This is a genomic window from Streptomyces sp. NPDC002577 (genome assembly GCF_053594815.1).
This window is the reverse complement of record NZ_JBSFWK010000010.1, coordinates 68,427-90,496: the sequence shown is the minus strand read 5'-3', so window position 1 is coordinate 90,496 and position 22,070 is coordinate 68,427. Positions and strand designations below refer to the sequence as shown.

The window sequence follows — 22,070 nt, the reverse complement described above, 5'->3', positions numbered from 1 at the left end:
CTTTCAGGTCAGGCCAGCGGGGCCTGGACGGTGAGGAACGAGTGGGGCGGCAGGGTCAGGGTCAGGCCCTGGTCGGTGGTCTTCAGGCCGTCGAAGGGGCGCGGGCTGACCGCTCCCGGTGCGTCCGCGGTGTTGTGGGCCTGGAGCTTGTCTGCCGTCAGGAGGCGGGCGGTCGGCTCGCCGATGGAGCGGCCGCGCAGGTCGAGGGTCACCTCGGCGGCCTCTTCCGCGTCGAGGTTGGACAGCGAGATGAGGACCGTGCCGTCCTTGACGCTGGCCGAGGCGGAGACGGTGTCCAGCTCGGTGTCGCCCACCGTGCGGCGCGCGTCGTCCGTGCGCAGGTGGACGGCGATTGAGGCGGCGTCCTGGTGACCCTTGTTCATCTCGAACACGTGGTAGGTCGGGGTCAGGACCAGTGCGTCGCCGTCGGTGAGGACCATGGCCTGCAGGACGTTGACGGTCTGGGCGATGTTGGCCATGTACAGGCGCTCGGCGTGCTTGTGGAAGATGTCGAAGTGGGTGCTCGCCACGAGCGCGTCGCGCAGGGTGTTCTGCTGGAACAGGAACCCGGGGTTGGTGCCCGGCTCGACGTCCCACCACGTGCCCCACTCGTCCAGGACCAGGCCCACCGTGCGGCCGGGGTCGTAGCAGTCCATGACCGAGGAGTGGCCGGTGAGGATCCGGTCGATCTTCCGGGCCGAGATCATCGTCCGGTAGTAGTCGTCGATGTCGAAGCCGGTGGCGCTGCCCTTCGCCTCCCAGGGACCGGCCAGCGTGTAGTAGTGGACGGACAGACCCTGGAAGAAGTTCTTCGGCGTGGCGTCGCAACCGAAGCAGCTGATCTGCTGCATCAGCGTCTCGGTCCACTTGTAGTCCGCGTCGGACGCGCCCGAGGCGATGCGGTACAGCTTGTTGTCGCCGTGGTCACGGCAGTACGTGGCGTACTGGCGTGCCAGGTCGGCCGAGTACTCGGCACGCATGTTGCCGCCGCAACCCCACGTCTCGTTGCCGATGCCCCAGAACTTCACCCGCCACGGCTCGTCACGCCCGTTGGCCTTACGCAGCCGCACCATGGGGCTGTCGCCCTCGCGGGTCAGGTACTCGACCCACTCGCTCATCTCCTGCACCGTGCCCGAGCCTACGTTGCCGCTGATGTACGGCTCGGCACCGAGCAGCTCACACAGGGCCATGAACTCGTGGGTGCCGAAGTGGTTGTTCTCCTCCACGTTGCCCCAGTGGGTGTTGACCATCCGAGGCCGCTGCTCCCGGGGGCCGATGCCGTCCTTCCAGTGGTACTCGTCGGCGAAACAGCCGCCCGGCCAGCGCAGGTTCGGGATGTTGAGAGCGCGCAGGGCCTGCACGATGTCGAGTCGGATGCCGCCCTCGTTGGGGATGGGCGAGTCCTCCCCGACCCAGAAGCCGTCGTAGATGCAGCGGCCGAGGTGCTCGGCGAAGTGCCCGTAGAGATGGCGGCTGATCTTCGGACCCTCGATGTCCAGGTTGATGATCGCGGTGGCGTTGGGCATGGAGTACTCCAGGTCGGCGTGGTGCGTGCGTGAGCTGTACGGGATTTCGGGTTGCCGGTCGGCGGACCAGTGGGTTTACGTCCGTCGGGGCTTCTTTCCCAGGGAAACCGGTTGCTCGGTTGTTTGTATCGATAAAAAAGTCCCATCGTGTGGGCGCAGGTGTCAAGAGAGGTGCGCCGGACTCCAGCTCAGCTGTCGGGCTCAGCTGTCGGCGCGCCTTGGAGCCGCCCTAGACTCGAAGGGCCGGTTCGGGGAGTGGGGCCTGCGGGCCTGGGTCTCGGAATCCGGACCGGGAACCCGGGGGGATGGCCACCCCAGGAGGACGCGATGTTGCGGCACACCAGACTGGCGGCGGAATCGGCGGACTACCTCGCCGCCCGCGAAGAGCTGCGCCAGGCCGAGGTCGACCTCATGCGCCACCGTGAGAAGGTCGCGGCGCAGCGACGGGCACTCCCGCAGGGGCCGCCCGTCGACGACTACGTCTTCCTCGAGGGCCCCGCCGATCTCGACGCCGGCGACACACCGGTCCGCGAGGTCGCCCTGAGCGAGCTGTTCACCGCGCCGGACCGCCCACTGGTCGTGTACCACCTGATGTACGGCAAGCTGCAGACCGCCCCCTGCCCGATGTGCACGATGTGGATCGACGGCTACAACGGCGTCGCCCACCACATCGCCCGCAATATCGACTTCGCCATCGCCGCGGCCGCCGACCCGCCCACCCTGCGGCAGCACGCCCGCAACCGGGGCTGGGACCGGCTACGGCTCCTGAGCTGCGGCGACAGCACGTTCAAGTACGACCTCGGCAGCGAGGACAAGGACGGCGAACAGGACTCCACTCTCTCCGTCTTCACCCGCGACGGCGACGGCACGGTGCGCCATTTCTACTCCACCCACCCGCGCATGGCCGACGACATCGACCAGCGCGGCATCGACCTCCTGGCCCCCGTCTGGCACCTCCTCGACCTGACCCCGCAGGGCCGCGGCGACTGGTATCCGAACCTGGAGTACTGACCCCGAGATGGCAATGGTCCGCCGGCCCCGGAGGGCCGACGGACGGTCTCGCGCCGAGGCTGCGTCGGTATGCCTCAGTTCGACGAACGGCGGCGCAGCGCGGAATCCGTGAGCGAGGGCGGGGTGTAACCGGCGTCGCGGGACGAAAGGTTGGTGCCCGGCGGGACGATCTCGTCGATCCGGTCGAGTACGTCCCGGCTCAGCCGGATCTTGTCCGCTCCCAGCTGGCTCTCCAGCTGTTCGAAGGTACGCGGGCCGGTGATCGCCGAGGTGATCGCGGGGTGCTCCAGGACGAAGGCGAGGGCCAGTTGTACGAGGGTGAGGCCGGCCTCCTCGGCCAGCTGGGCGAAGGCCTCGGCGGCCTCCAGCTTGGCGGCGTTCTCCGGTGAGGTGATGTCGAAGCGTGCCGCCTGGCGTTCGGCACGGCTGGAGACGGGCTGCTCGGCGCCCTTCCGGTAGCGCCCGGAGAGCCAGCCTCCCGCGAGGGGGCTCCAGGAGAGCACGCCGAGACCGTAGCGCTGCGCCACGGGCAGGACCTCGCGTTCGATGCCACGCGCCAGGAGGGAGTAGGGGGGCTGCTCGGCCACGACGCGTTCCCGGCTGCGGCGCTCCGCGATCCACTGGCCCTCCACTATGGCGGAGGGTTCGAAGGTGGAGGTGCCGATGTAGCGGATCTTGCCCTGCTGCACCAGGTGGGTGAGCGCGCCGAGCGTCTCGTCGAAGTCGGTGCCCGGCTCGGGGCGGTGCACCTGGTAGAGGTCGATCCAGTCGGTGCCGAGGCGCCGCAGGCTGTTCTCCACCTCACGGATGATCCAACGTCGGCTGTTTCCCTGCTCGTTGGGGTCGCCTCCGAGGCTTCCGTGGAACTTGGTGGCGAGCACGACGTTGTCGCGCCGCCCGCCGGACAGGGCCTTGCCGACGATCGTCTCGGACTCACCCGCGGAGTACACGTCCGCGGTGTCGACGAAGTTGATGCCCGAGTCCAGGGCGTGGTGGATGATCCGGACGCTGTCGGCATGGTCCGTGTTGCCGCGGGCTCCGAACATCATGGTGCCCAGGCACAGCGGGCTGACCTTGACGCCGGTGCGTCCGAGGTTGCGGTACTCCGTCATCGCGCGTTCTCCTTGACGAGTTCGTTGATCTTCAGGTGGTCCGCCGTGGCCGGTCGGCCGCCCTGTTCGAAGGCCTGCCACAGACGGTGGTACGGGCCTCGCGCGGCGAGGAGTCCGGTATGGGTGCCGGTCTCCACGACGGCTCCCGCGTCGAGAACCACCACCCGGTCGGCGCGGGCGGCGGTGGTCAGCCGGTGAGCGACGACGACGGTCGTACGCCGACGGGCCAGGGCCTCGGTCGCCGCGGCGACCCGGCGTTCCGTGGCCAGGTCGAGCGACGCGGTCGCCTCGTCGAGCAGCAGGATGTCCGGATCGACGAGTTCGGCCCTGGCCAGCGCCAGGAGCTGGCGTTGCCCGGCTGACAGGTTGCGGCCCCGCTCCCCCACGGGCTGGAGGTAGCCCAGCGGCAGCCCGGCGACCATCTCGTGGGCACCGACGGCGCGCGCCGCGGCTTCCACCTCGGCGTCGGTCGCCGCCGGCCGCCCGTAGGCGATGGCGTCCCGGACCGTGCCGCTGAACAGGTGCGGCTCCTGCGGCACCAGCCCCAGCCTGTGGCGCAGACCGGGCAGGTCGAGGTCGCGCAGATCGTGGCCGTCCACCCTGACCGCGCCCGCTGTCGGGTCGTAGAACCGGGCGAGCAGCTTGACGACGGTCGACTTGCCCGCGCCGGTGGCACCGACCAGGGCGACGGTTTCGCCCGGTGCGATGCGCAGATGCAGGCCGCGTACCACTTCCCGGCCGCCGTTTCCCGGGTAGCCGAAGGACACTCCGTCGAACTCGACATCCCCGCGCAACTTCTTCACCGGCAGCGGGTGTTCGGTGGGAGGGGTGCCGACCGGGGTCTGCATCAGCGCCCGGAGCCGGCCGAGGCCGACGGCGGCCTGCTGGTAGCCGTCGAACACCTGGGAGAGCTGCTGGATCGGTGAGAAGAAAAGCTCGACGTAGAGCAGGAAGGCGATCAGGGTGCCCCCGCTCAGCTCTCCCGACCGGACCTGACCGGCTCCGATGGCCAGCACGGCGGCGGTCGACAGGGTGCCCAGGAACTCCACGAACGGGAAGAACGTGCCCATGTAGCGCTGGGCGCGCAGCCGTGAGTCCCGGAAGGCCCAGGCAAGTCGGGCGAAGTCGCGGGCGTTGCGCTCCTCACGGCGGAAGGCCTGGGTGACGCGGATGGCGGTGACGTTCTCCTGGAGGCAGGCGTTGACGGCGCTGACGCGCTCGCGGGCCTCCCGGTAGGCCGGCACCGAGTAGTGGCGGAAGAGGGCGGTCGCGCCGGCCAGCAGGGGCAGGGCAGCGACCAGGACCACGGCGAGGCCCGCGTCGATGACCAGCAGGGTGACCAGGACACCGCCGATGGTCAGCAGGCTGACGACGGCGGTGATCAGCCCTGTCTGCAGGAAGTTCGACAGGGCGTCCACATCGGTGGTCATCCGGGTCATGATGCGGCCGCCGAGTTCGCGCTCGTAGTAGTCGAGGCCGAGGCGCTGGAGCTGCGCGAAGGTCTTCACGCGCAGGGTGTACAGCAGCCGTTCGCCGGTGCGTCCCGTCGTACGGACCTGGGCCACTCCGATCAGCCAGTTCCCGGCGACGACGAGACCGGCTGACGCGGCTGCGGCCATCAGCACGGTCCCGGAGTGCCGGGCGACGCCGTGGTCCACCCCGTGGCGTACGAGGAAGGGCACCGCGATCTGCGCGACCGCGTCCAGGGCGACCAGGAGCAGGCCAAGGAGCAGCGAGAGGCGGAACGGCCGCAGCAGGGTGCCGAGGTGGAAGGCCGGGTCGGCGGCAACGGCCTGCTCGAGGGGGACCTTAGGTTCGGCCGCGGGCAGTGGGAGCCGGGCGAGACCGGCGATCAGTTCCGGGCTGGGCGGCGCGGAGCCGAGCACTCCGCCACCGGGTCCCGACCGTCCCGGGCCCGAGGTGGCCGCTGCCTCGGCGAGGGCCTGTGCGGCCCGGACCGCTCTGCCCTCGTCTGTGTCGCGGCCTGAGTGCGCAGGCCGCTCCCACAGGTGGGAGGTGACGCGGCCGGGCGGCGGCGCGGCGAGTGCTGCCTCCGCTGCATCTGTGGCATCCGTCGCCGCGCCGTTCGATAGCAGGTTGCGGAACAGGGGCGACCTGTGAAGGAGTTCGTCCAGCGTGCCGGTGTCCGTGATCCTTCCGCCGTCCAGGACGGCGATCCGGTCGGCGAGCTCCAGGGTCGATCTGCGGTGCGCGACGATCAGGGTGGTGCGGCGGCGGGTCGCCTCGCGCAGCCCCGCGTGGATCTCGGCCTCCACACGGGCGTCGATGGCCGATGTGGCGTCGTCGAGGACGAGCACGGCGGGGTCGCCGACCAGGGCGCGGGCGAGCGCCAGCCGCTGCCGCTGACCGCCGGAGAGCGTCAGGCCCTGTTCGCCGACGACGGTGTCGTATCCGTCGGGCAGCCGCTCGATGAACTCGTCGGCCCTGGCGATCCTGGCGGCGGCCCGTATCTGCTCATCGGTGGCGTCCGGGACGCCGTAGGCGATGTTGGCCCGCACCGTGTCCGAGAGCAGCAGGCTCTGCTCGAAGACGAAGCCGATTCGGGAGCGGAGCGAGGCCAGCGTGAGGTCGCGTACGTCGATACCTCCGACCCGTACCGACCCTGATGGCACGTCGTAGAAGCGGGGCAGCAGGGCCGCGGCGGTCGACTTCCCGGAGCCGGCCGGACCGATCAGAGCGACCGTCTCGCCGGGGCGCACATCGAGGGTGAAGCCGCGCAGCAGCGGTTCGCCGTCCCCATATCCGAAGGTGACGTCCTGCCAGGAGAGCGCCGGAGAGCGGTCGGGCAGTTCCCGCGCGTCCGGCGCGTCGTTGATCACCGGGGCCTCGTCGACGATCTCCAGGACCCGTTCGGCCCCGGCCCGGGCCTGTTGCCAGACGGTGAGCACGGTCGCCACCTGGCGTACGGGCGAGACGAAGGAGCCGAGATACGTGGTGAAGGCGAGGAACGTGCCGAGGGAGACCCGGCCGTGCAGGGCCATCCAGCCGCCGAGGGCCAGTACGGCGACCTGGCCGAGGGCGGGGACCGCCTGGAGGGCGGGGTTGTAGCGGCTGGTGACGCGGACCGCGCGCAGTCGGGATGAGAACAGCTTGCGGGCGCGTTCCTCCAGCCCGGCCAGTTCCCGCGACTCCTGGCCGAAGCCCTTCACCACGCGGACGCCGGTCACGGCCGCCTCGACGGTGGAGGCGACCTCGGCGGCCTCCTGCTGGGCGTGCCAGTTGGCGGGGAAGAGGGTGCGGCGGCTGCGCAGGGCGATCAGCCACAGCAGCGGGCCGACGATCAGGGCCACCACGGTCAGCAGCGGCGACAGCAACGCCATGCAGACCAGCGAGAAGAAGAACATCAGGACGTTGCCCGTGAGGTTGGGCAGGAACTGCAGCAGCGTCTGGATCAAGGTGATGTCGGAGATCGACCGGCTCACCACCTGTCCGGTGCGCAGGTCGTCCTGCTGTGCACCGCCGAGCCGCAGCAGAGCCGCGAAGGCGTCGTTGCGGAGGTCGTACTGCACACCGAGGGAGAGCCGGCCTGAGTGGTAGCGGCGAGTGAACCCGCCCGCGAAGCGGACCGCGCCGAGTCCGGCGAGCAGGACGGTCCAGGGGACGAGCGAGGCGGTGGTGCCCGCCGCGATCCCGTCCACGACATGGCGCAGGACGAGGGGCAGTACGGCGGTGGCGACGGCGGCCACGACGGCGGCACCGAAGGCGAGCAGGAGGTCGGCGCGGTGGCGCAGGCAGTACCCCAGCAGCCGCCGGGCCCACCGGGCCGACAGCTGCTGGGGCGCACTGATCACCTGGGAAGGCGGACAGTCCGTCACCGGGCCGCCGCCAGGGCGATGCCGGTGTGGCCCTCGCCGGCCTCGACGATGTCGAACAGCCGGTTGGCGGGGCGCGGGAGCCCGTAGTGCTCGCGCAGCGTGGAGCCGGTGTACTCGGTGCGGAACAGGCCGCGTTCCTGGAGGATCGGCACCACCCGGTCCACGAAGAGCTCCAGGCCCGAGGGGAGCACGGCGGGCATGATGTTGAAGCCGTCGGCCGCGCCGCTGTCGTACCAGTGCTCGATGGTGTCGGCGACCTGCTCCGCCGTACCGGCGAAGGTGCGGTGGCCGCGGCCGCCGCCGAGCCGCCCGATGAGCTGACGCACTGTCAGTCGGTCGCGCCGAGCGAGCTCCACGATGAGCGTGTAGCGGCTCTTCGCGCCCTCGATCTCGTCCTCGGTGGGGAGGTTCTCGGGGAGCTCCGCATCGAGGTCCAGCTCGTCGGGGGAGACCTTCAGCGTCTTGGCGAGCTGCCGCTTGGCGTACTCGGGGACGATCAGACGATCAAGTTCGGCGTCCAGCTCCAGCGCCTCCGCCTCCGTGTCGCCGATGACGGGGACGATGCCGGGCAGGATCTTGATGCCGTCCGGGTCGCGGCCGAGCAGCTGCGCTCGCTGTTTGACGTCCTTGTAGAAGGCCGTGCCCTCCTCCAGGGTCTGCTGCGCGGTGAACACCGCTTCCGCGTACCGGGCGGCGAAGTCCTTGCCGTCCTCACTGGAGCCTGCCTGTACGAGCAGCGGATGGCCCTGCGGCGGACGCTGGACGTTCAGCGGTCCGTCGACCCGGAAGAACTCACCGACGTGGTCGATGCGGCGGACGCGCTCGGCCAGGGCGTGGACGCCGCGCTCCTTGTCGGCGATCACCGCGTCGTCCGCCCAGCTGTCCCACAGCTTGGTGGAGACCTCGACGAACTCAGCGGCCCGACGGTAGCGCTCCTTGTGCAGCGGTGTGTCGTCGAGGCCGAAGTTGCGGGCCGCGTCGGCGCCCGCCGTGGTGACGATGTTCCAGCCCGCCCGGCCGCCGGAGACATGATCCAGCGAGGCGAACCGACGGGCCAGGTTGTAGGGCTCGTTGTAGCTGGTGGAGGCGGTGGCGATGAGGCCGATGTGCTGCGTGGCCCCGGCCAGCGCGGTCAGCAGGATGGTCGGCTCGAGCTTGGCCGACGGCCGTCGGCCGGGGTCGCCCATCTGGACGGGGCTGTCGGCCAGGAACACCGAGTCCAGCTTGCCGCGTTCGGCGATCCGGGCGAGGTTCTTGTAGTGCTCGATGTCCGCGTTCGCCTCTGCTGGGCTCTCGGGGAGCCGCCAGGAGGCCTCGTGGTGACCGGTGGACATGAGGAACGCGTTCAGGTGCAGCGGCTTGCGGCCGGCGTTGCGTCCCGTGTGGGTCTTGACCTCGGTGTGTGTTTCGGTCTTTCGTGACATGGCTGTCGTCTCCTCAAGAAGCGGTGGGCTGGTGCTGCGCCACACCGAGGGCGGCGAGCAGCGTGTCGCGGTGTTCCTGGAAGCGCGGGTCGCGCGGGGAACGCGGCGTCGGCAGGTCGATGGCGAGATCCACGGAGATGCGGCCCTCGTCCAGTACGAGCACCCGGTCGGCGAGTTCCACGGCTTCGTCGACGTCGTGGGTGACAAGCAGTACGGCGGGGCGGTGGCGCTCGTACAGCTCGCGCAGCAGTCCGTGCATCTTGATCCGTGTGAGGGCGTCCAGCGCGCCGAACGGCTCGTCAGCCAGGAGAAGTTGGGGATCGCGGACCAGGGCGCGGGCCAACGCGGCGCGCTGCTGCTCGCCACCGGACAGTTCATGGGGCCAGGAGCGCTCGCGACCCTCGAGGCCGACCTCGGCCAGGGCGGTCAGACCGCGTTCCCGGGACCGGGGACCGCGCAGGCCGAGGACGACGTTGTCCAGTACACGGAGCCAGGGCAGCAGCCTGGAGTCCTGAAAGGAGAGCGAGACCCGCTCGGGGACGATCAGTTCGCCCGAGCCTTCCACCGTGTGGTCGAGGCGGGCGACAGCGCGCAGCAGCGTGGACTTGCCCGAGCCGCTGCGGCCGAGGAGCGCCGTGAACTCCCCCGGGGCCAGGGTCAGATCGAGTTCCTTCAGTACGATCCGGTCGCCGAACTTCCGCACCAGCCGGGTCGTCCGCAGCGCGGGCCTGTCCCTGCCGTGTTCCTCGCTGCCGTGTTCCTTGCGCGCAGGGCCGGCACCGGTCTCGGACCGGACTTCGGTCGCCTCGGTCAGCCCGCCAGGGTGCGTCGCCATGACAGGACCCTCCTCTCGATCGCGCGTACTGCCGCATCCGAGGCGAAGCCGAAGATCCCGTAGGCCACCAGCCCCACGATGATGACGTCGGACTGGGCGTACTGCTGGGCCTGGAACATCATGTAGCCGATGCCCCGGGTGGCGTTGATCTGCTCGACGACGATCAGGCCGAGCCAGGACGATGTGACGCCGAGGCGGAGGCCGACGAAGAAGCCCGGCAGCGAGCCCGGGACGACGACCTTGCGGATGAACTGCCATCGGCCCAGGTCGAGTCCCTCGGCGAGCTCCACATACCGGCTGTCGATGCTGGTCAGCGACGCGTAGGTGTTGATGTACATGCTCACCGCGACGCCGAGCGCGATCACGGTGACCTTCATCTGCTCGCCGATGCCCAGCCAGAGGATGAGCAGGGGAAGCATCGCCAGGGACGGAATGGCCCTCTTGACCTGGAGCGTGCCGTCGAAGAGGTACTCCCCGGAGCGGCTCAGCCCCGCCGCCACGGCCAGGATCACCCCGGCCGCCACGCCGAAGAACAGGCCGAGTCCGGCGCGTTGCAGCGAGATGAGCATGTTGTCCTGGAGCCGGCCCGTGGAGACCAGGTCCGCCGCGGTGGACAGCACGCTGCCCGGGCCGGACAGGATGCGAGGGTCGAGATAGCCGAAGGCCGAGGCGGCCCACCATACGGCGATCAACAGTGCCGGGCCGATCAGCCGGCCGAAGGGCAGCGACCGGCCAGGGCCGAGCCGCCTGCGGGGACCTCGGGCGGCTCGGGGGGCCGCGTCTCCTGCCGGTTTCCGGAGAGTCGTCGCTCCGGCGGTCGCTGCCACCAGTTTCTCCGGGCGTGCGTTCGACAACACTTCCGTCATGACGTCTCCCGGTACTTGGCCGGTACGGCCTTCGCCGCCAGCCCCTCGAAGCGGCGATCGAACAGCTCGGAGGCGTCCTGCTTGGGCACGAAGCCGCCGTCGGCCAGCAGATCGGCGGTCTCCTGCTCCCACTTGATCGCCTTGTCCCAGCTCACCGGGAACTGCGGCTTGTGGAGGGATGCGACGATGCGCTTGCCGTCCTCCTTGGTGACGCCCTGGTCCTTCACGTAATACGTGTCGATCCATTCGTCGGTGTGCTCCCACGCCCACACCAGCCCGCGGGACCACAGCGGGATGAAGTCGCGGACGGCCGCGGCCTTCGCCTCGTCGTTCAGCACCTCGGTGGGGGCCCACAACACCGTCAGCAGGTCCACGACATCCGTTTTCACACCGCGGGCGCCGTCCTTTTCGTACTGGCCGAGGTACTTCGTGAGCGTCGGCTCACCGAGCGGGGCCACATCGACCTGCTTGGACTGAAGAGCGGTCAGGAACTGCGTGCTGGGCAGGGCGACCAGTTCGACATCGCTGTTGCTGAGGCCTGCCTCCTTCAGGGCCCGCAGTACGACGACACCCTGCGCCTGGCCCTGGGAGAAGCCGATCTTCTTGCTGCGGAAGTCCTCGATCTTCTTGATGTCGGAGCCCGGGGCGGTGGCGAAGACGTATGAGGGGTTGGGCCGCACCTGCACCGCGACGATTTTGGCGTCGACACCGATGGCGTGGGCCTGGATCGGGGGTATTCCGGCATTGGTGGCCAGGTCGATGGAATGCGCGCGGAACCCCTGGATGATGTCGGGGCCGGCGCTCAGATTGGGCCACTCCGATACCGTGAACGTCAAATCCTTCTGCAGCCCGGCGGGTCCCAACTGAAGACGTGTGGAACGGACTGCGATCGACAGTTTGGTACCGGGCGGAGGTGACCCGGTCGGCAGAGTTCCGGAAGGTTCCGCAGCGGTGGCGGCCGTTCTGGTCTGCGGAGCGCAGGCGGCGAGGCTGAGTATCGTCCCACCGGCGAGGGCGATGAATGCCCTGCGACCGACGGTTTTCTGCGCAACATGACGTGACATGGTGAATTTCCTGATCGATGGTCGGCTGTGTGCCGGGTGGTCAGATGGAGTAGTAGGCGCCGTCGAGGAAGAGGAGCGGGCTGCGCCCCTCGTCGAGCCAGGAGTCCACGACCCGGGCGATGACGATCCGGTGGTCGCCCGCCGGGACGAGTTGCTGTATGTCCAGCCGCAGCCAGCCGGCCACATCGTGGAGGACCGGCTCACCCTCCGGCAGTCGCCGCCAGTTGGTCGGCTCCGCGAAACGGTCGATGCCCCTGGTGGCGAACGTGGTGGCCAGTGCCTGCTGGTCGGCACCGAGGAAGTTGACCACTGCGGTGGCGGCCCGCTCGATATGAGGCCAGGAGGAGGTGGTGGTCCCGATGGCGAAGGAGACCAGTGGCGGTTCGAGCGACAGGGAGGTGAGCGAGGTGGCGGTGAAGCCGACCGGCCCGGGGCCGGCGTCCGCGGTGACGACAACGACGCCGGCGGGATACCTGCGGAATGCCTGTTTGAAACGCTTCGGCGGGATACCTGTGGCGGAGGATGCCGCGGAATACGAAGACACGGTGACAGTCAACTTCTCTCCTGGGATGGAGTATTGAGCATGCAAAAGGCAGAGTCGGCGCGCGAACGAGAAACTCAGAACGGGCAGGCCGAGGAGACGAGGCGCGCAGGCGTAGAGATGTACGCACTCATGTGCGACGCACTCGCTAAATCAGTCGCTGGTTTATCGATGCCCCGGACAGGAGCGACGACAGGAGCGACGACAGAAACGCCGGGAGAAGACGCCGACCGGCGCAGACACCCGGCAGCGGTCTGCCACCGAGGGCAGGTGCTGGGGATTCGTCTGTCGGCCGGTCATGAATCCATTTTCCCGTTCCGGCCGGGAGCCGGTCAACAAAGCAACTTCCTGAATTAAGTCGAGATCGGAAATGACGCTCAGGAGACGGCGGGCAGCGCGGGCCAGGGGCCGAGCGGGTCCCCGTACAGCGCGCCCAACGCCACCGCGCCACCGGCGGTGGCCAACACCGAGCCGGTGAAACTGCTCGGCACCACGGCTCGTTCGGGGTCGTCGCAGACCCAGGAGCGCTCGGCCACTTCCGCCCGTAGATCGGCGAGGCACTGCGGCAGCCGGCCCGCACCGGGCTCGACGACCACCAGGACCTCGGGGTCGAACATGTCCAGGAGCAGTGCCGCTGCCCTGCCGACGAGCCGCGCCCGACGGCGGAAGAGCGCCACCGCCCGCGCCTCGCCGGCCAGCGCCTGCTCCAGCAGCTCGGCGAACGACCCGGCTGACAGGCCCTGTTCGGCCGCCTGCCGCACCATGGCGTGCTCCGACACCTCGGACTGCAGGCACCCGGACCGCCCGCACGAGCACGGCTCGGCGCCCCTGGAGCCGGCCCACCCGAGCGGCAGATGAGCCACACTGCCCGCCCCGGAGCGCGGTCCGAGGTGTATGGCCCCCGCGGTGGCGAACGCCGCGTCCACGACCGCACCGACGAACAGGAGCACCGCGCTGGCCCGGGTGGTGGCCTCGCCCAGCATCTGCTCGGCCCGCGCCAACGCCCGTGCGTGGCTGTCTACCTGGACCTGCAGCCCGGTCGCCGCAGCCAGGACATCGCGTACCGGCACATTGCGCCAGCCGAGTTGCTGATGCTCGATGACCACTCCGGCCTCCGGGTCCACCCGGTTTCCGGTCGCCACACCCAGGGCGAGCACGTCCTGCTCAGCCGCGTGGGCCGCCACCAATCGGGGAAGACGAGTGGCCAGGTCACCGAGTATCCGCTCCGCGTCGATACCCCGGTGCGGCTTGCGGTCCACGGCCAGTAGTCGGCCGCGCAGGTCCATGAGGGAGACGGTCGAGTGGGCGACGGCGATGTGTGCGCCGGCCACCACGTAGCGGCTGGTGTCGATCTCCACCGGTATGTGGGGCCGCCCCAGTCCCTTCGGCCCGGTGGTCTGCGCACTCTCGCGGACGAGACCGCGGGCCAGGAGCCTGCCGGTGTGTCCGGTCACGGACGCGGGTGAGAGGCCGGTGAGCCGGGCGACGGTCGAGCGGGCGACGGGGCCGTGGTCGAGGATTGCGCTCAGGACGGATCCCGCGGCGGAGACACGGCGGGCCGGCCCTGAGGCAGGGATGTCCGAGCGGCGCAACGGGGTGGGACCACGACGCGGGGGCGCAGGCGCAGTGAGACTCATCAACGGATGTCTTCCAGGCTCGATGGCAGCGGGCGATGCGGTGCGTGCTCCTCATACGAAGCCTCAGGGTCCTCTACAAGGCCTCAGGTCCTCTACGAAGCCTCAAGACAGAACCTGCAGTACGCACGGTGGGCGGGCCCAAACACGGGGTGCTTCCCCCGGTGAAAAGGGCTCCCCGCGAAGACCCGAGCGGGAGATGTCCCGGTCGCAGGCTCGGGCGGGCAGGTACGTTCAGGCCCGGTAACACGCCGCGGAGCACACACGCTTCAGGTCGACATGACCTCGAGTCGTCAGGTGTGCGGATCGCTGCATGCTCCGCAACGTAGTTGAACCGCCATTACCGGTCAAACCGCTGACCGCATCATGGACAGAGGCAGAGAACTGTCAGCCGATCTGACGGTCGCGGCCCGCCACGAGACCGGCCGCCAGCTGAGGCACCATCAGCAGGGCCATGAGGACCAGCGGTACTCGCCACCCGCCGCTGTGCTCGTAGAGAGCGCCGACCAGGACGGGGCCGGGGATCGACAGCAGGTATCCGGTGCTCTGCGCGAACGCTGACAGCCGGACCACGGTCGCGCTGTCGCGGCCACGCATTCCGATCATCGTGAGCGCCAGCGGGAAGGAACAGTTGGCGACACCGAGCAGGCAGGCCCACAGCCATGGTGCCGCCGCCGGGTCGGCCCACAGTCCGGCGTATCCGGCGAGGCCGAACAGCCCGATCGTGACGGCGACGCCGCTCTGGTCGCGGAGGCGTCCGGCGACGGCGGCCAGCGCGAAGGACAGGGGTATGCCGAGCACCGAAGTGACGGCGAACAGCAGGCCGGCGGTTTCGGCGGGCAGTCCGGCATCGCGGAAGATCTGCGGCAGCCAGCCGATGACGACGTATGCGGCGGTGGCCTGCAGGCCGAAGTAGACGGCGAGTGCCCAGGCGGTCGGGCTGCGAGCGAGGTGCGGGCGGATGGCGGAGCCCGGTACGGAAGGTTCCGTCTCAGGGGTCCAGTTGGCTGTGCCGGCCCGCTCACGACCAGCCTTTTCACGGGCCAGGACGAGCCAGGGCGGTACGGCGGCCGCGGCGAGCAGCGCCCAGGCGCCCAGGCCGACCCGCCAGTCGCCGCCGAAGGCCCGGGCCAGCGGAACGGTGACGGCGGCGGCCGTGGAGGCACCGAGGTTGAGGGCCATGGAGTAGAAGCCGGTCATCACGCCGACCCGATGCGGGAAGCGCTGCTTGACCACGACGGGCAGCAGGACGTTGGCCACCGCGATACCGGCAAGGGCGAGAGCACTCAGTACGACGAACAGGGCGCTGTTCGTCGAGAGGGGCCGCAGGACCAGGCCGGCCGCGATCGCCGCCATGCCGGTCACAAGGACGGTGTCGGACCCGAAGCGGCGGGCGAGGCGTGGTGCGGTGAAGCCGACCAGCGCGAAGCACACCGCCGGCATGGAGGTGAGCAGCCCCGCGGTGGTGGCGCTCATGCCCAGACCGGCTCGGGCCTCCTCGAGCACCGGGCCGACGCTGGTGACCGCGGGCCGAAGGTTCACAGCGGCCAGCATCAGTGCGAGGGGCGCAAGGCGACGCACCCAGACGACGGGCCGTGGTACGTCCTGGTGCGCTGGTGTGTGGCGCGGGGCTACCGCTTCGTCGTCGGCCATCCACGGAGCGTATGACGCTACGCCGAGTCCCGCGCCCCACCTGACTGTTCGCGAACCGGAGCTGGTTCGGCAGCTCGGGGTGGCCCTCAACACCGTCCGGGAGCCGGGGGACGCTCCGAAGTGTCCCGAAGACCCCGAACTCGGCATCACGCCGCGTGCTCATGACGGCCCACCGGCTTCACAGGACTGCTGTACGCCCGTAACGGAACGCCGTTGACCGCCGGGGGCTGGCTTGCGAGCATCGGCGCATGCTCTCTCCGCTCCCGCTCCCAGGCTGTACGGGCTCCCGCCGCCGCTGAGCCGCCTCACTCGGCGGCCTTACGCCGTCCTGTCGTTGAGCGAGGAGCCCATGACCGCCGTATCCGATCATGCCCGGCCGCCGCTGCTGGTCGCACTGCCCGCGCGGCCCGAACCGCTGTCCGTCGAGGGCGGCGGCCCGGGCGCCGTACTGCGGGCGCTGCTGCGCGACGGGCCCATGGCCCGCACCGAACTCGTGGCCGGAACCGGGCTCAGCCCGGCCGCTGTGTCGCGGCACACGGCCGAGCTGATCGGGCTCGGGCTGCTGCGCGAACTGCCGCCGCGCCTCGGCTCGCCGCGTGCCGGGCGACCGCAGGTGCCGGTGGACATCGACCCCGGCCACCACGTCGCCTGCGGAGTCCACATCGCTCTTGAGCACGTGACCTTCGCTGTGGTGGATCTGCGTGGCAGGGTCACGGCGCAGCAGCGGCTGCCGCATCAGGGCGGTCCGCGGCGGGTGCTGGAAGAGATCGGCAGGCGCCTGCCGGGCTTCCTCGGCCGGCACGCGGCGGGGCGTTCGGTGCTCGGCCTCGGCGTCGTGACCGGTGGCTGGGTCGACGCCGAGCAGGGCACGGTGATCGAGCATGTTCCGCTCGGCTGGCGGGATGTGCCGGTTCGGCGCGTGCTGAGCACCGCGACCCGGCTGCCGGTGCATGTGGACGGGCACGCGCGGGCGCTGGCGCACGCGGAATTGCTCTTCGGCGCCGGGGCGGGGCATTCCGACCTTGTGCAGCTGTTCGTCGGCAACGTGGTGGACGCGGCGATCGCGGCGGGCGGCAGCGTGCTGCGCGGGCGCCGGTCGGGGGCGGGCGATGTGGCCCATCTGCCGCTGGGCGAGATCGGCCAGGTATGTGGGTGCGGCCGTACCGGCTGCCTTCAGACCGCCGTGTCGGAAGGTGCCGTGGCGAAGCGCGCCTTCGAGGCGGGGACCATCCCAGCACCGGACTTCCCTCTGCTCATCGACCGGGCCCGCCAAGGCGACCACGCAGCACTGCGGGTGCTGCGCGAGAGGCTGCGGACCGTCGGGCGTGCGGCAGCGCTGCTGCTCGACGTCCTCAATCCGGAGGTACTCGTGGTCGTCGAGCGCACGGCGCTGACCTTCCCCGAACTCCTGCCGGACCTGTACGAGGAGGTTGCCGCACACTCGCACCTGTGCGTCGATCCCGAACAGGCCGTCGTGCCAAGTAGTTTCGGGCCGCACGTGCTGGCGGTCGCGGCCGGATCGGTCGTGCTCGACGCGGTGTACCGGCGGCCGATGGAGCTGCGCACGGCGCGTTCCGCGTAGTACGGGAAGGTGCGGCGCACCGATTCCATTTCTTCCACGGCGTCGCAAATCATTGTCGGCCCGTCAGGCAGCGCAGAGAATCGCCTTATGGATACGACGTGGAGGGCCGCGGCGCGTGACGCCGCCGGGCGGGAGGCGGTCAACGCCTTCCGCGCCCACCACTTCGCCGGTCTGGGCTGTCGTCGCCCCGCCGGCAGCCGCGCGCGCTGAGCCGAGTGCCGCCCGCGCGTTGCCCGTCTCATGGTTCCTGATTTCTTGTCCGGCCCGGTAGAGGGTCGCCTCTCTGTACGTCTTAGTGCGCATTCCGCACGTATTCGTACCCCTTCGTACGCCTTCCCGAGTCAGCGCATCCCCGCATGCCCGCATTGGAGCTGCCCTGCCATGTCCGCACCCGCCCAGACCGTCCTCGACGTCGTCAAGGTCGCCGGGAACATCGGCGCCGAGATACGCGGCGCCGATCTCGCCTCCGACCTGTCGGACGACACCGTCGCGGCGATCCGTGCCGCCCTGCTGGAGCACAAGGTCGTCTTCTTCCGCGGCCAGGACCTCGACGAGGCGAGCCACGAGCGCTTCGCCCGCCGCTTCGGCACCCCCACCACCGCCCACCCGACCGTTCCCGCCTTGGAGGGTGCCCCGGCCGTTCTCGACCTGGACTACGGCAAGACCACATCCCGGGCCAACAACTGGCACACGGACGTCACGTTCGTACAGCGCCCGCCGCTGGGATCCATCCTGCGCGCGGTGACGATCCCGCCCTACGGCGGCGACACCGTGTGGGCCAACACGGCCACCTCGTATGCGAATCTGCCGGAGGAGCTGCGCGCGCTCGCCGACCAGCTGTGGGTGGTGCACTCCAACCAGTACGACTACGCGGCCTACAAGCCGGCGGACGACACCGAGGCGGCCAAGCGCCACCGTGCCGTCTTCACCTCGGTCGAGTACGAGACCGAGCACCCGGTGGTGCGGGTGCACCCGGAGAGCGGTGAACGGGTCCTGGTGCTGGGCGGTTTCGCGCGCCGGTTCGTCGGCTGGTCCGCGGAGGACTCGCGCGAGCTGCTACGCCTGTTCCAGTCGTACGTGACCGAGCTGGAGAACACCGTACGGTGGCGCTGGGCCCCGGGCGACGTCGCCTTCTGGGACAACCGCGCCACGCAGCACTACGCGGTCGCCGACTACGGCACGCTCCCCCGCCGCGTGCAGCGCATCACGCTCGCGGGTGATGCCCCGGTGTCCGTCGACGGCGCCCACAGCAGGGCCGTCACCGGTGACGACACGACGTACAACACCGCCCTCGCCCAGCCCGGTGACGGGAGGCGGTCATGAAAAGGCGTATCAGAGCGCTGGTCGCTCCGCTGCTGCTCGGGCTGTTGCTGCCGGTCGCGACGGCCTGCGGTGGGGAGTCCTCCGCGGCCACGTCGTCGGACGGCGGCGGCAGCGAGGGAAAGGTGACACTGCGGATCGGCGACCAGGGGCAGAGTCTGCTGACCACCCTCAAGGTGTCGGGGCAGCTCAAGAACCTGCCGTACAAGGTGCAGTTCAACCAGTTCGACAGCGGGCCGCTGGTCAACCAGGGGCTCCAGGCAGGGGCGATCGACTTCGGCGTCATGGGTGACACTCCGGCGGTGTTCGCGCAGGCGAGCGGGATTCCGGTGAAGGTCATCGCGGTGTCGAAGACCGTCGGGCCCGGCTACACGCTGGTCGCGCGGGCGGGCACCGGTATCAAGACGATCGCGGACCTCAAGGGCAAGAAGATCGCGATCTCCAAGAACACCGCGAATCACGGCTTCCTGCTGCGCGTCTTGGACAAGGCGGGGCTGAAGCAGAAGGACGTCACCGTCGTCGACGTGCCGCTGCAGAACATCGGCAACGTCCTGGAGTCCGGGACGGTCGACGCCGCGACGGCCAGCGAGGAGACCCGCGCCAAGTACCTGCAGGAGCACCCCGACGCGCTTCAGGTCATCAACGGCCGTTCCGTGACGCCCGGTTACGCATTCCGGCTGGCCACCGAAAAGGCGCTCGCCGACCCGGCCAAGCGCAAGGCACTGCTGGACTTCACCGCACGTCTGGTGAAGGCCAACGCCTGGATCCGCTCCCATCCGGACGCCTGGGTCGACGCCTACTACGTCAAGATCCGCAAGCAGACGGCCGCCCTGGGCAAGCAGGTCTTCCAGGCCACGGGCAAGACCGCCTACGTCCCCATCGACGACACCGTCATCGCGTCCCAGCAGAAGCAGGCCGACCTCTTCACGGAGAACGGCCAGATTCCGCAGAAGGTCGACCTGTCAAAGCAGTTCGACCCGTCCGTCACCAAGGACTTCAACGCGGCCGTCGCCGCAGCAGAGAAGGGCTGACCACCATGACCTCGACCATCTCGTCGAACCCGACGACATCGGCATCCACCGCGACCGCACGCCCTGCCTCCGGCCACACCGGCGCCGACATCTCCGGCGTCGACCTCTCCAAGCCTCTCTCCGACGGCGACCTGGCCGTCATCAAGGAGGCGCTGCACCGCTGGAAGGTCGTCTTCTTCCGCGGCCAGAACCTCGACCACGCCTCGCAGATCGCCTTCGCCCGGCAGTTCGGCGAGCTGACCTATGCCCACCCGCACGACGACACCCCGCCTGAGGACCACCCGGAGATCTTCACCATCGACCCGCGTCGCTACGAGGAGCGCTACGGCAAGGAGTTTCGCGAGGCCACTAAGAAGCGCCGCTACAGCTACTTCTCCGGCTGGCACACCGATGTCACCGCGGCCGTCAACCCGCCCGCCGGATCGATCCTGCGCGCCGAGACGGTTCCCGAGTTCGGCGGCGACACCCAGTGGACCAACCTGGTCGCCGCCTACGAGGGCCTGTCCGCCCCGGTGCGCGCCTTCGTCGACACGCTGCGCGCCGAGCACCGCTACGGCGGCTCCGAAAGGCCGACCGGCGACAGCGCCTACGCCCGGCGCGTCAACGACAACCTGCTGGTCTCCGTTCACCCGGTGGTCCGCGTCCACCCCGAGACCGGGGAGCGCGCGCTCTTCGTCAATCCCGGCTTCACCAGCCACATCGTGGACGTGACCCCGAGCGAGAGCCGCGCCATCCTCAATCTGCTCTACGAGGAGATCACGCGCCCCGAGTACACCGTCCGCTTCCGCTGGGAGCCGGGCAGCGTCGCCTTCTGGGACAACCGGGCCACCGCCCACCTCGCCCCGCGCGACATCGAGCACCTGAACGTCGAGCGGCGGCTGCACCGGGTCACGCTGATCGGTGAGCTCCCGGTCGGCCCGGACGGACGGGAGTCCGAGCTGGTCTCCGGCAAGCCGTTCACCGCCGACCATCGCGTGGTCGTCAATGCCTGAGGCACTGACGACCGAGGTTGTCGCGCCGTCCTCCGCAGAGGGCGGCGCGGCGCCGCAGACGCATCCGTCGGGTCTGGTCGACGCGGCCGCGCTGAGCAAGCCGCGCCGCACCCTGGTCCCCCTCCCCCGCCCGGTTCGCCGCCTGGCGGGGCCCGTGTCCGTCCTCGTCGTCTGGCAGCTACTGGGCACCCTCGGCATCCTCAGCGACCGCGTGCTGGCCCCGCCCAGCGCCGTACTCTCCGCCGGCTGGGAGCTGACCCGTACCGGCGAACTCGGCGACCACCTGCTCGCATCCCTCGCCCGGGTCACCTCGGGGCTCGCGATCGGCGTCTCGGCCGGTGTCGCGCTGGCCGTCGTCGCCGGGCTCTTCCGGCTCGGCGACGAATTCCTCGACTCGACGCTGCAGGTGCTGCGCGCGCTGCCCGTACTCGGCCTGCTGCCGCTGGTCATCATCTGGTTCGGAGTGGGCGAGGCACCGAAGATCGCGCTGGTCTCCTTCGCGACACTGTTCCCGGTATACGTGAACACGTACTCGGCCATCCGCGGCGTCGAGAGCCGGCTCGTCGAGGCGGGCCGGGTCTTCGGCCTCGGCCGGCTCGGTCTCGTACGCCATGTGATCCTGCCCGGCGCCGTTCCGGGGTTCCTCGTGGGACTGCGCTTCGCCCTCACCGGCGCCTGGCTGGTGATGATCATCGCTGAGCAGCTCAACGCCACCGACGGCATCGGCTATCTGATGAACCAGGCCCAGAGCTGGTACCGCACCGACATCATCGTGCTCGGCCTGCTGATCTACGGGGCGCTCGGGCTGGCCGCCGACGGCATCGTGCGACTGCTTGAGCGGCGCCTGCTGGTCTGGCGGCGCGGCTTCGAGGGAGGTCGGTGATGACCGTCGCACAAGGGGTACGCCGCTCCTTCGACGGCCGCGAGGTGCTGGCCGGGATCGATCTCACCATCCGCGAGGGCGAGTTCGTGGCCCTGCTCGGCCGCAGCGGCTCCGGCAAGTCCACGCTGCTGCGCGCCATGGCGGGGCTCGACCCGGAGATCGGCGGCCGGCTGCTGGTGCCGCGGCGCCGTTCCGTGGTCTTCCAGGACCCACGGCTCCAGCCCTGGAAACGGGTCCTCGACAACGTCGTGATCGGCCTCCCCCGCCAGGGCGCCCGGGAGCGCGGCCGCGCCGCCCTCGCCGAGGTCGGCCTGGCCGAGCACGAACGTGCCTGGCCCGCGACCCTCTCCGGAGGCGAGGCACAGCGCGCCGCACTGGCTCGCGCGCTCGTCCGCGAGCCGGAACTCCTTCTCCTCGACGAGCCGTTCGGAGCCCTGGACGCGCTGACCCGTATCCGTATGCACGCTCTTCTGCGAGAGCTGTGCGCGAAGCACCGGCCTGCCGTTCTCCTGGTCACCCATGACGTCGACGAGGCGATACTCCTCGCCGACCGCGTGCTGGTCCTCACGGACGGCCGCATCGGACTGGCCCGCGAGGTGCGCCTCGAGGGCGCCCGGCAGCGTACGGACCCCGCGTTCGCGGAGCTGCGCGCGGATCTGCTTGCCGAGCTGGGAGTGGCGGACGGCAGCTGATGTCCGGGGAGCGTGGGCAAGGGTGCAGTCGTCGGCCTCAGCGCCTCGCCGTCGATGGCGGAATCGTC

At 70.0% G+C, this 22,070-nt stretch carries 18 protein-coding genes; 8 read left to right on the top strand and 10 right to left on the bottom strand.

Features of this window, described 5'->3' with window-relative positions:
- Positions 1-8 precede the first annotated feature (8 nt).
- Positions 9-1,526 carry an alpha-N-arabinofuranosidase gene (locus tag ACWD4J_RS16460; RefSeq protein ID WP_451396059.1) on the bottom strand — a complete coding sequence of 506 codons (1,518 nt, stop codon included), beginning with the start codon at positions 1,524-1,526 and terminating at the stop codon, positions 9-11.
- 327 nt (positions 1,527-1,853) lie between these two features.
- On the opposite strand from ACWD4J_RS16460, the gene ACWD4J_RS16455 reads away from it, so the two are divergent.
- Positions 1,854-2,537 carry a DUF899 family protein gene (locus ACWD4J_RS16455; protein WP_451396058.1) on the top strand — a complete coding sequence of 228 codons (684 nt, stop codon included), beginning with the start codon at positions 1,854-1,856 and terminating at the stop codon, positions 2,535-2,537.
- 74 nt (positions 2,538-2,611) lie between these two features.
- On the opposite strand, the gene ACWD4J_RS16450 is transcribed toward ACWD4J_RS16455, so the two are convergent.
- The 9 genes from ACWD4J_RS16450 to ACWD4J_RS16410 form a co-directional block, all read right to left on the bottom strand.
- On the bottom strand, positions 2,612-3,649 hold the full coding sequence (locus tag ACWD4J_RS16450) for an aldo/keto reductase (protein ID WP_451396057.1): 1,038 nt from the start codon (positions 3,647-3,649) through the stop codon (positions 2,612-2,614).
- Positions 3,646-7,485: an ABC transporter ATP-binding protein gene (locus tag ACWD4J_RS16445; RefSeq protein ID WP_451396056.1), complete on the bottom strand. Its 3,840-nt coding sequence runs from the start codon at positions 7,483-7,485 to the stop codon at positions 3,646-3,648. Before ACWD4J_RS16445 ends, ACWD4J_RS16450 begins: the two co-directional genes overlap by 4 nt.
- Positions 7,482-8,909, bottom strand: coding sequence for an LLM class flavin-dependent oxidoreductase (locus ACWD4J_RS16440; RefSeq protein ID WP_451396055.1), 1,428 nt, complete (start codon positions 8,907-8,909; stop codon positions 7,482-7,484). The genes ACWD4J_RS16445 and ACWD4J_RS16440 overlap by 4 nt, the downstream gene beginning before the upstream one ends.
- A gap of 13 nt (positions 8,910-8,922) precedes the next feature.
- The gene (locus ACWD4J_RS16435) at positions 8,923-9,744 is read right to left on the bottom strand and encodes an ABC transporter ATP-binding protein (protein ID WP_451396054.1); all 822 of its coding nucleotides are present in this window, start codon (positions 9,742-9,744) and stop codon (positions 8,923-8,925) included.
- The gene (locus ACWD4J_RS16430; protein WP_451396053.1) at positions 9,720-10,610 is read right to left on the bottom strand and encodes an ABC transporter permease; all 891 of its coding nucleotides are present in this window, start codon (positions 10,608-10,610) and stop codon (positions 9,720-9,722) included. The genes ACWD4J_RS16435 and ACWD4J_RS16430 overlap by 25 nt, the downstream gene beginning before the upstream one ends.
- A complete protein-coding gene (locus ACWD4J_RS16425) occupies positions 10,607-11,674 on the bottom strand; it encodes an ABC transporter substrate-binding protein (protein ID WP_451396052.1) in 1,068 nt (355 codons plus the stop codon). The genes ACWD4J_RS16430 and ACWD4J_RS16425 overlap by 4 nt, the downstream gene beginning before the upstream one ends.
- A 40-nt stretch (positions 11,675-11,714) precedes the next feature.
- Positions 11,715-12,218, bottom strand: coding sequence for a flavin reductase family protein (locus ACWD4J_RS16420; protein WP_451396051.1), 504 nt, complete (start codon positions 12,216-12,218; stop codon positions 11,715-11,717).
- Between the two features lie 374 nt (positions 12,219-12,592).
- Positions 12,593-13,855 (bottom strand): ROK family protein, encoded by a 1,263-nt coding sequence (locus ACWD4J_RS16415; RefSeq protein ID WP_451396050.1) that lies wholly within the window; start codon positions 13,853-13,855, stop codon positions 12,593-12,595.
- A 381-nt stretch (positions 13,856-14,236) separates the two neighbouring features.
- The gene (locus ACWD4J_RS16410) at positions 14,237-15,502 is read right to left on the bottom strand and encodes a CynX/NimT family MFS transporter (RefSeq protein WP_451396049.1); all 1,266 of its coding nucleotides are present in this window, start codon (positions 15,500-15,502) and stop codon (positions 14,237-14,239) included.
- A 349-nt stretch (positions 15,503-15,851) separates the two neighbouring features.
- Between ACWD4J_RS16410 and ACWD4J_RS16405 the strand changes: the two genes are divergently transcribed.
- The 7 genes from ACWD4J_RS16405 (at position 15,852) to ACWD4J_RS16375 (ending at position 22,002) form a co-directional block, all read left to right on the top strand.
- Positions 15,852-17,084 (top strand): ROK family protein, encoded by a 1,233-nt coding sequence (locus ACWD4J_RS16405; protein WP_451396048.1) that lies wholly within the window; start codon positions 15,852-15,854, stop codon positions 17,082-17,084.
- Between the two features lie 87 nt (positions 17,085-17,171).
- Positions 17,172-17,294, top strand: a complete 123-nt coding sequence (locus tag ACWD4J_RS16400; protein ID WP_451396047.1) for a hypothetical protein — start codon at positions 17,172-17,174, stop codon at positions 17,292-17,294.
- 171 nt (positions 17,295-17,465) lie between these two features.
- Positions 17,466-18,407, top strand: coding sequence for a TauD/TfdA dioxygenase family protein (locus ACWD4J_RS16395; RefSeq protein WP_451396046.1), 942 nt, complete (start codon positions 17,466-17,468; stop codon positions 18,405-18,407).
- The gene (locus ACWD4J_RS16390) at positions 18,404-19,435 is read left to right on the top strand and encodes an ABC transporter substrate-binding protein (protein ID WP_451396045.1); all 1,032 of its coding nucleotides are present in this window, start codon (positions 18,404-18,406) and stop codon (positions 19,433-19,435) included. Before ACWD4J_RS16395 ends, ACWD4J_RS16390 begins: the two co-directional genes overlap by 4 nt.
- A gap of 5 nt (positions 19,436-19,440) precedes the next feature.
- A complete protein-coding gene (locus tag ACWD4J_RS16385) occupies positions 19,441-20,427 on the top strand; it encodes a TauD/TfdA dioxygenase family protein (RefSeq protein WP_451396044.1) in 987 nt (328 codons plus the stop codon).
- Positions 20,420-21,310: an ABC transporter permease gene (locus tag ACWD4J_RS16380; protein ID WP_451396043.1), complete on the top strand. Its 891-nt coding sequence runs from the start codon at positions 20,420-20,422 to the stop codon at positions 21,308-21,310. Before ACWD4J_RS16385 ends, ACWD4J_RS16380 begins: the two co-directional genes overlap by 8 nt.
- Positions 21,310-22,002, top strand: a complete 693-nt coding sequence (locus tag ACWD4J_RS16375) for an ABC transporter ATP-binding protein (RefSeq protein ID WP_451396042.1) — start codon at positions 21,310-21,312, stop codon at positions 22,000-22,002. Before ACWD4J_RS16380 ends, ACWD4J_RS16375 begins: the two co-directional genes overlap by 1 nt.
- The last annotated feature ends 68 nt before the right edge of the window (positions 22,003-22,070 follow it).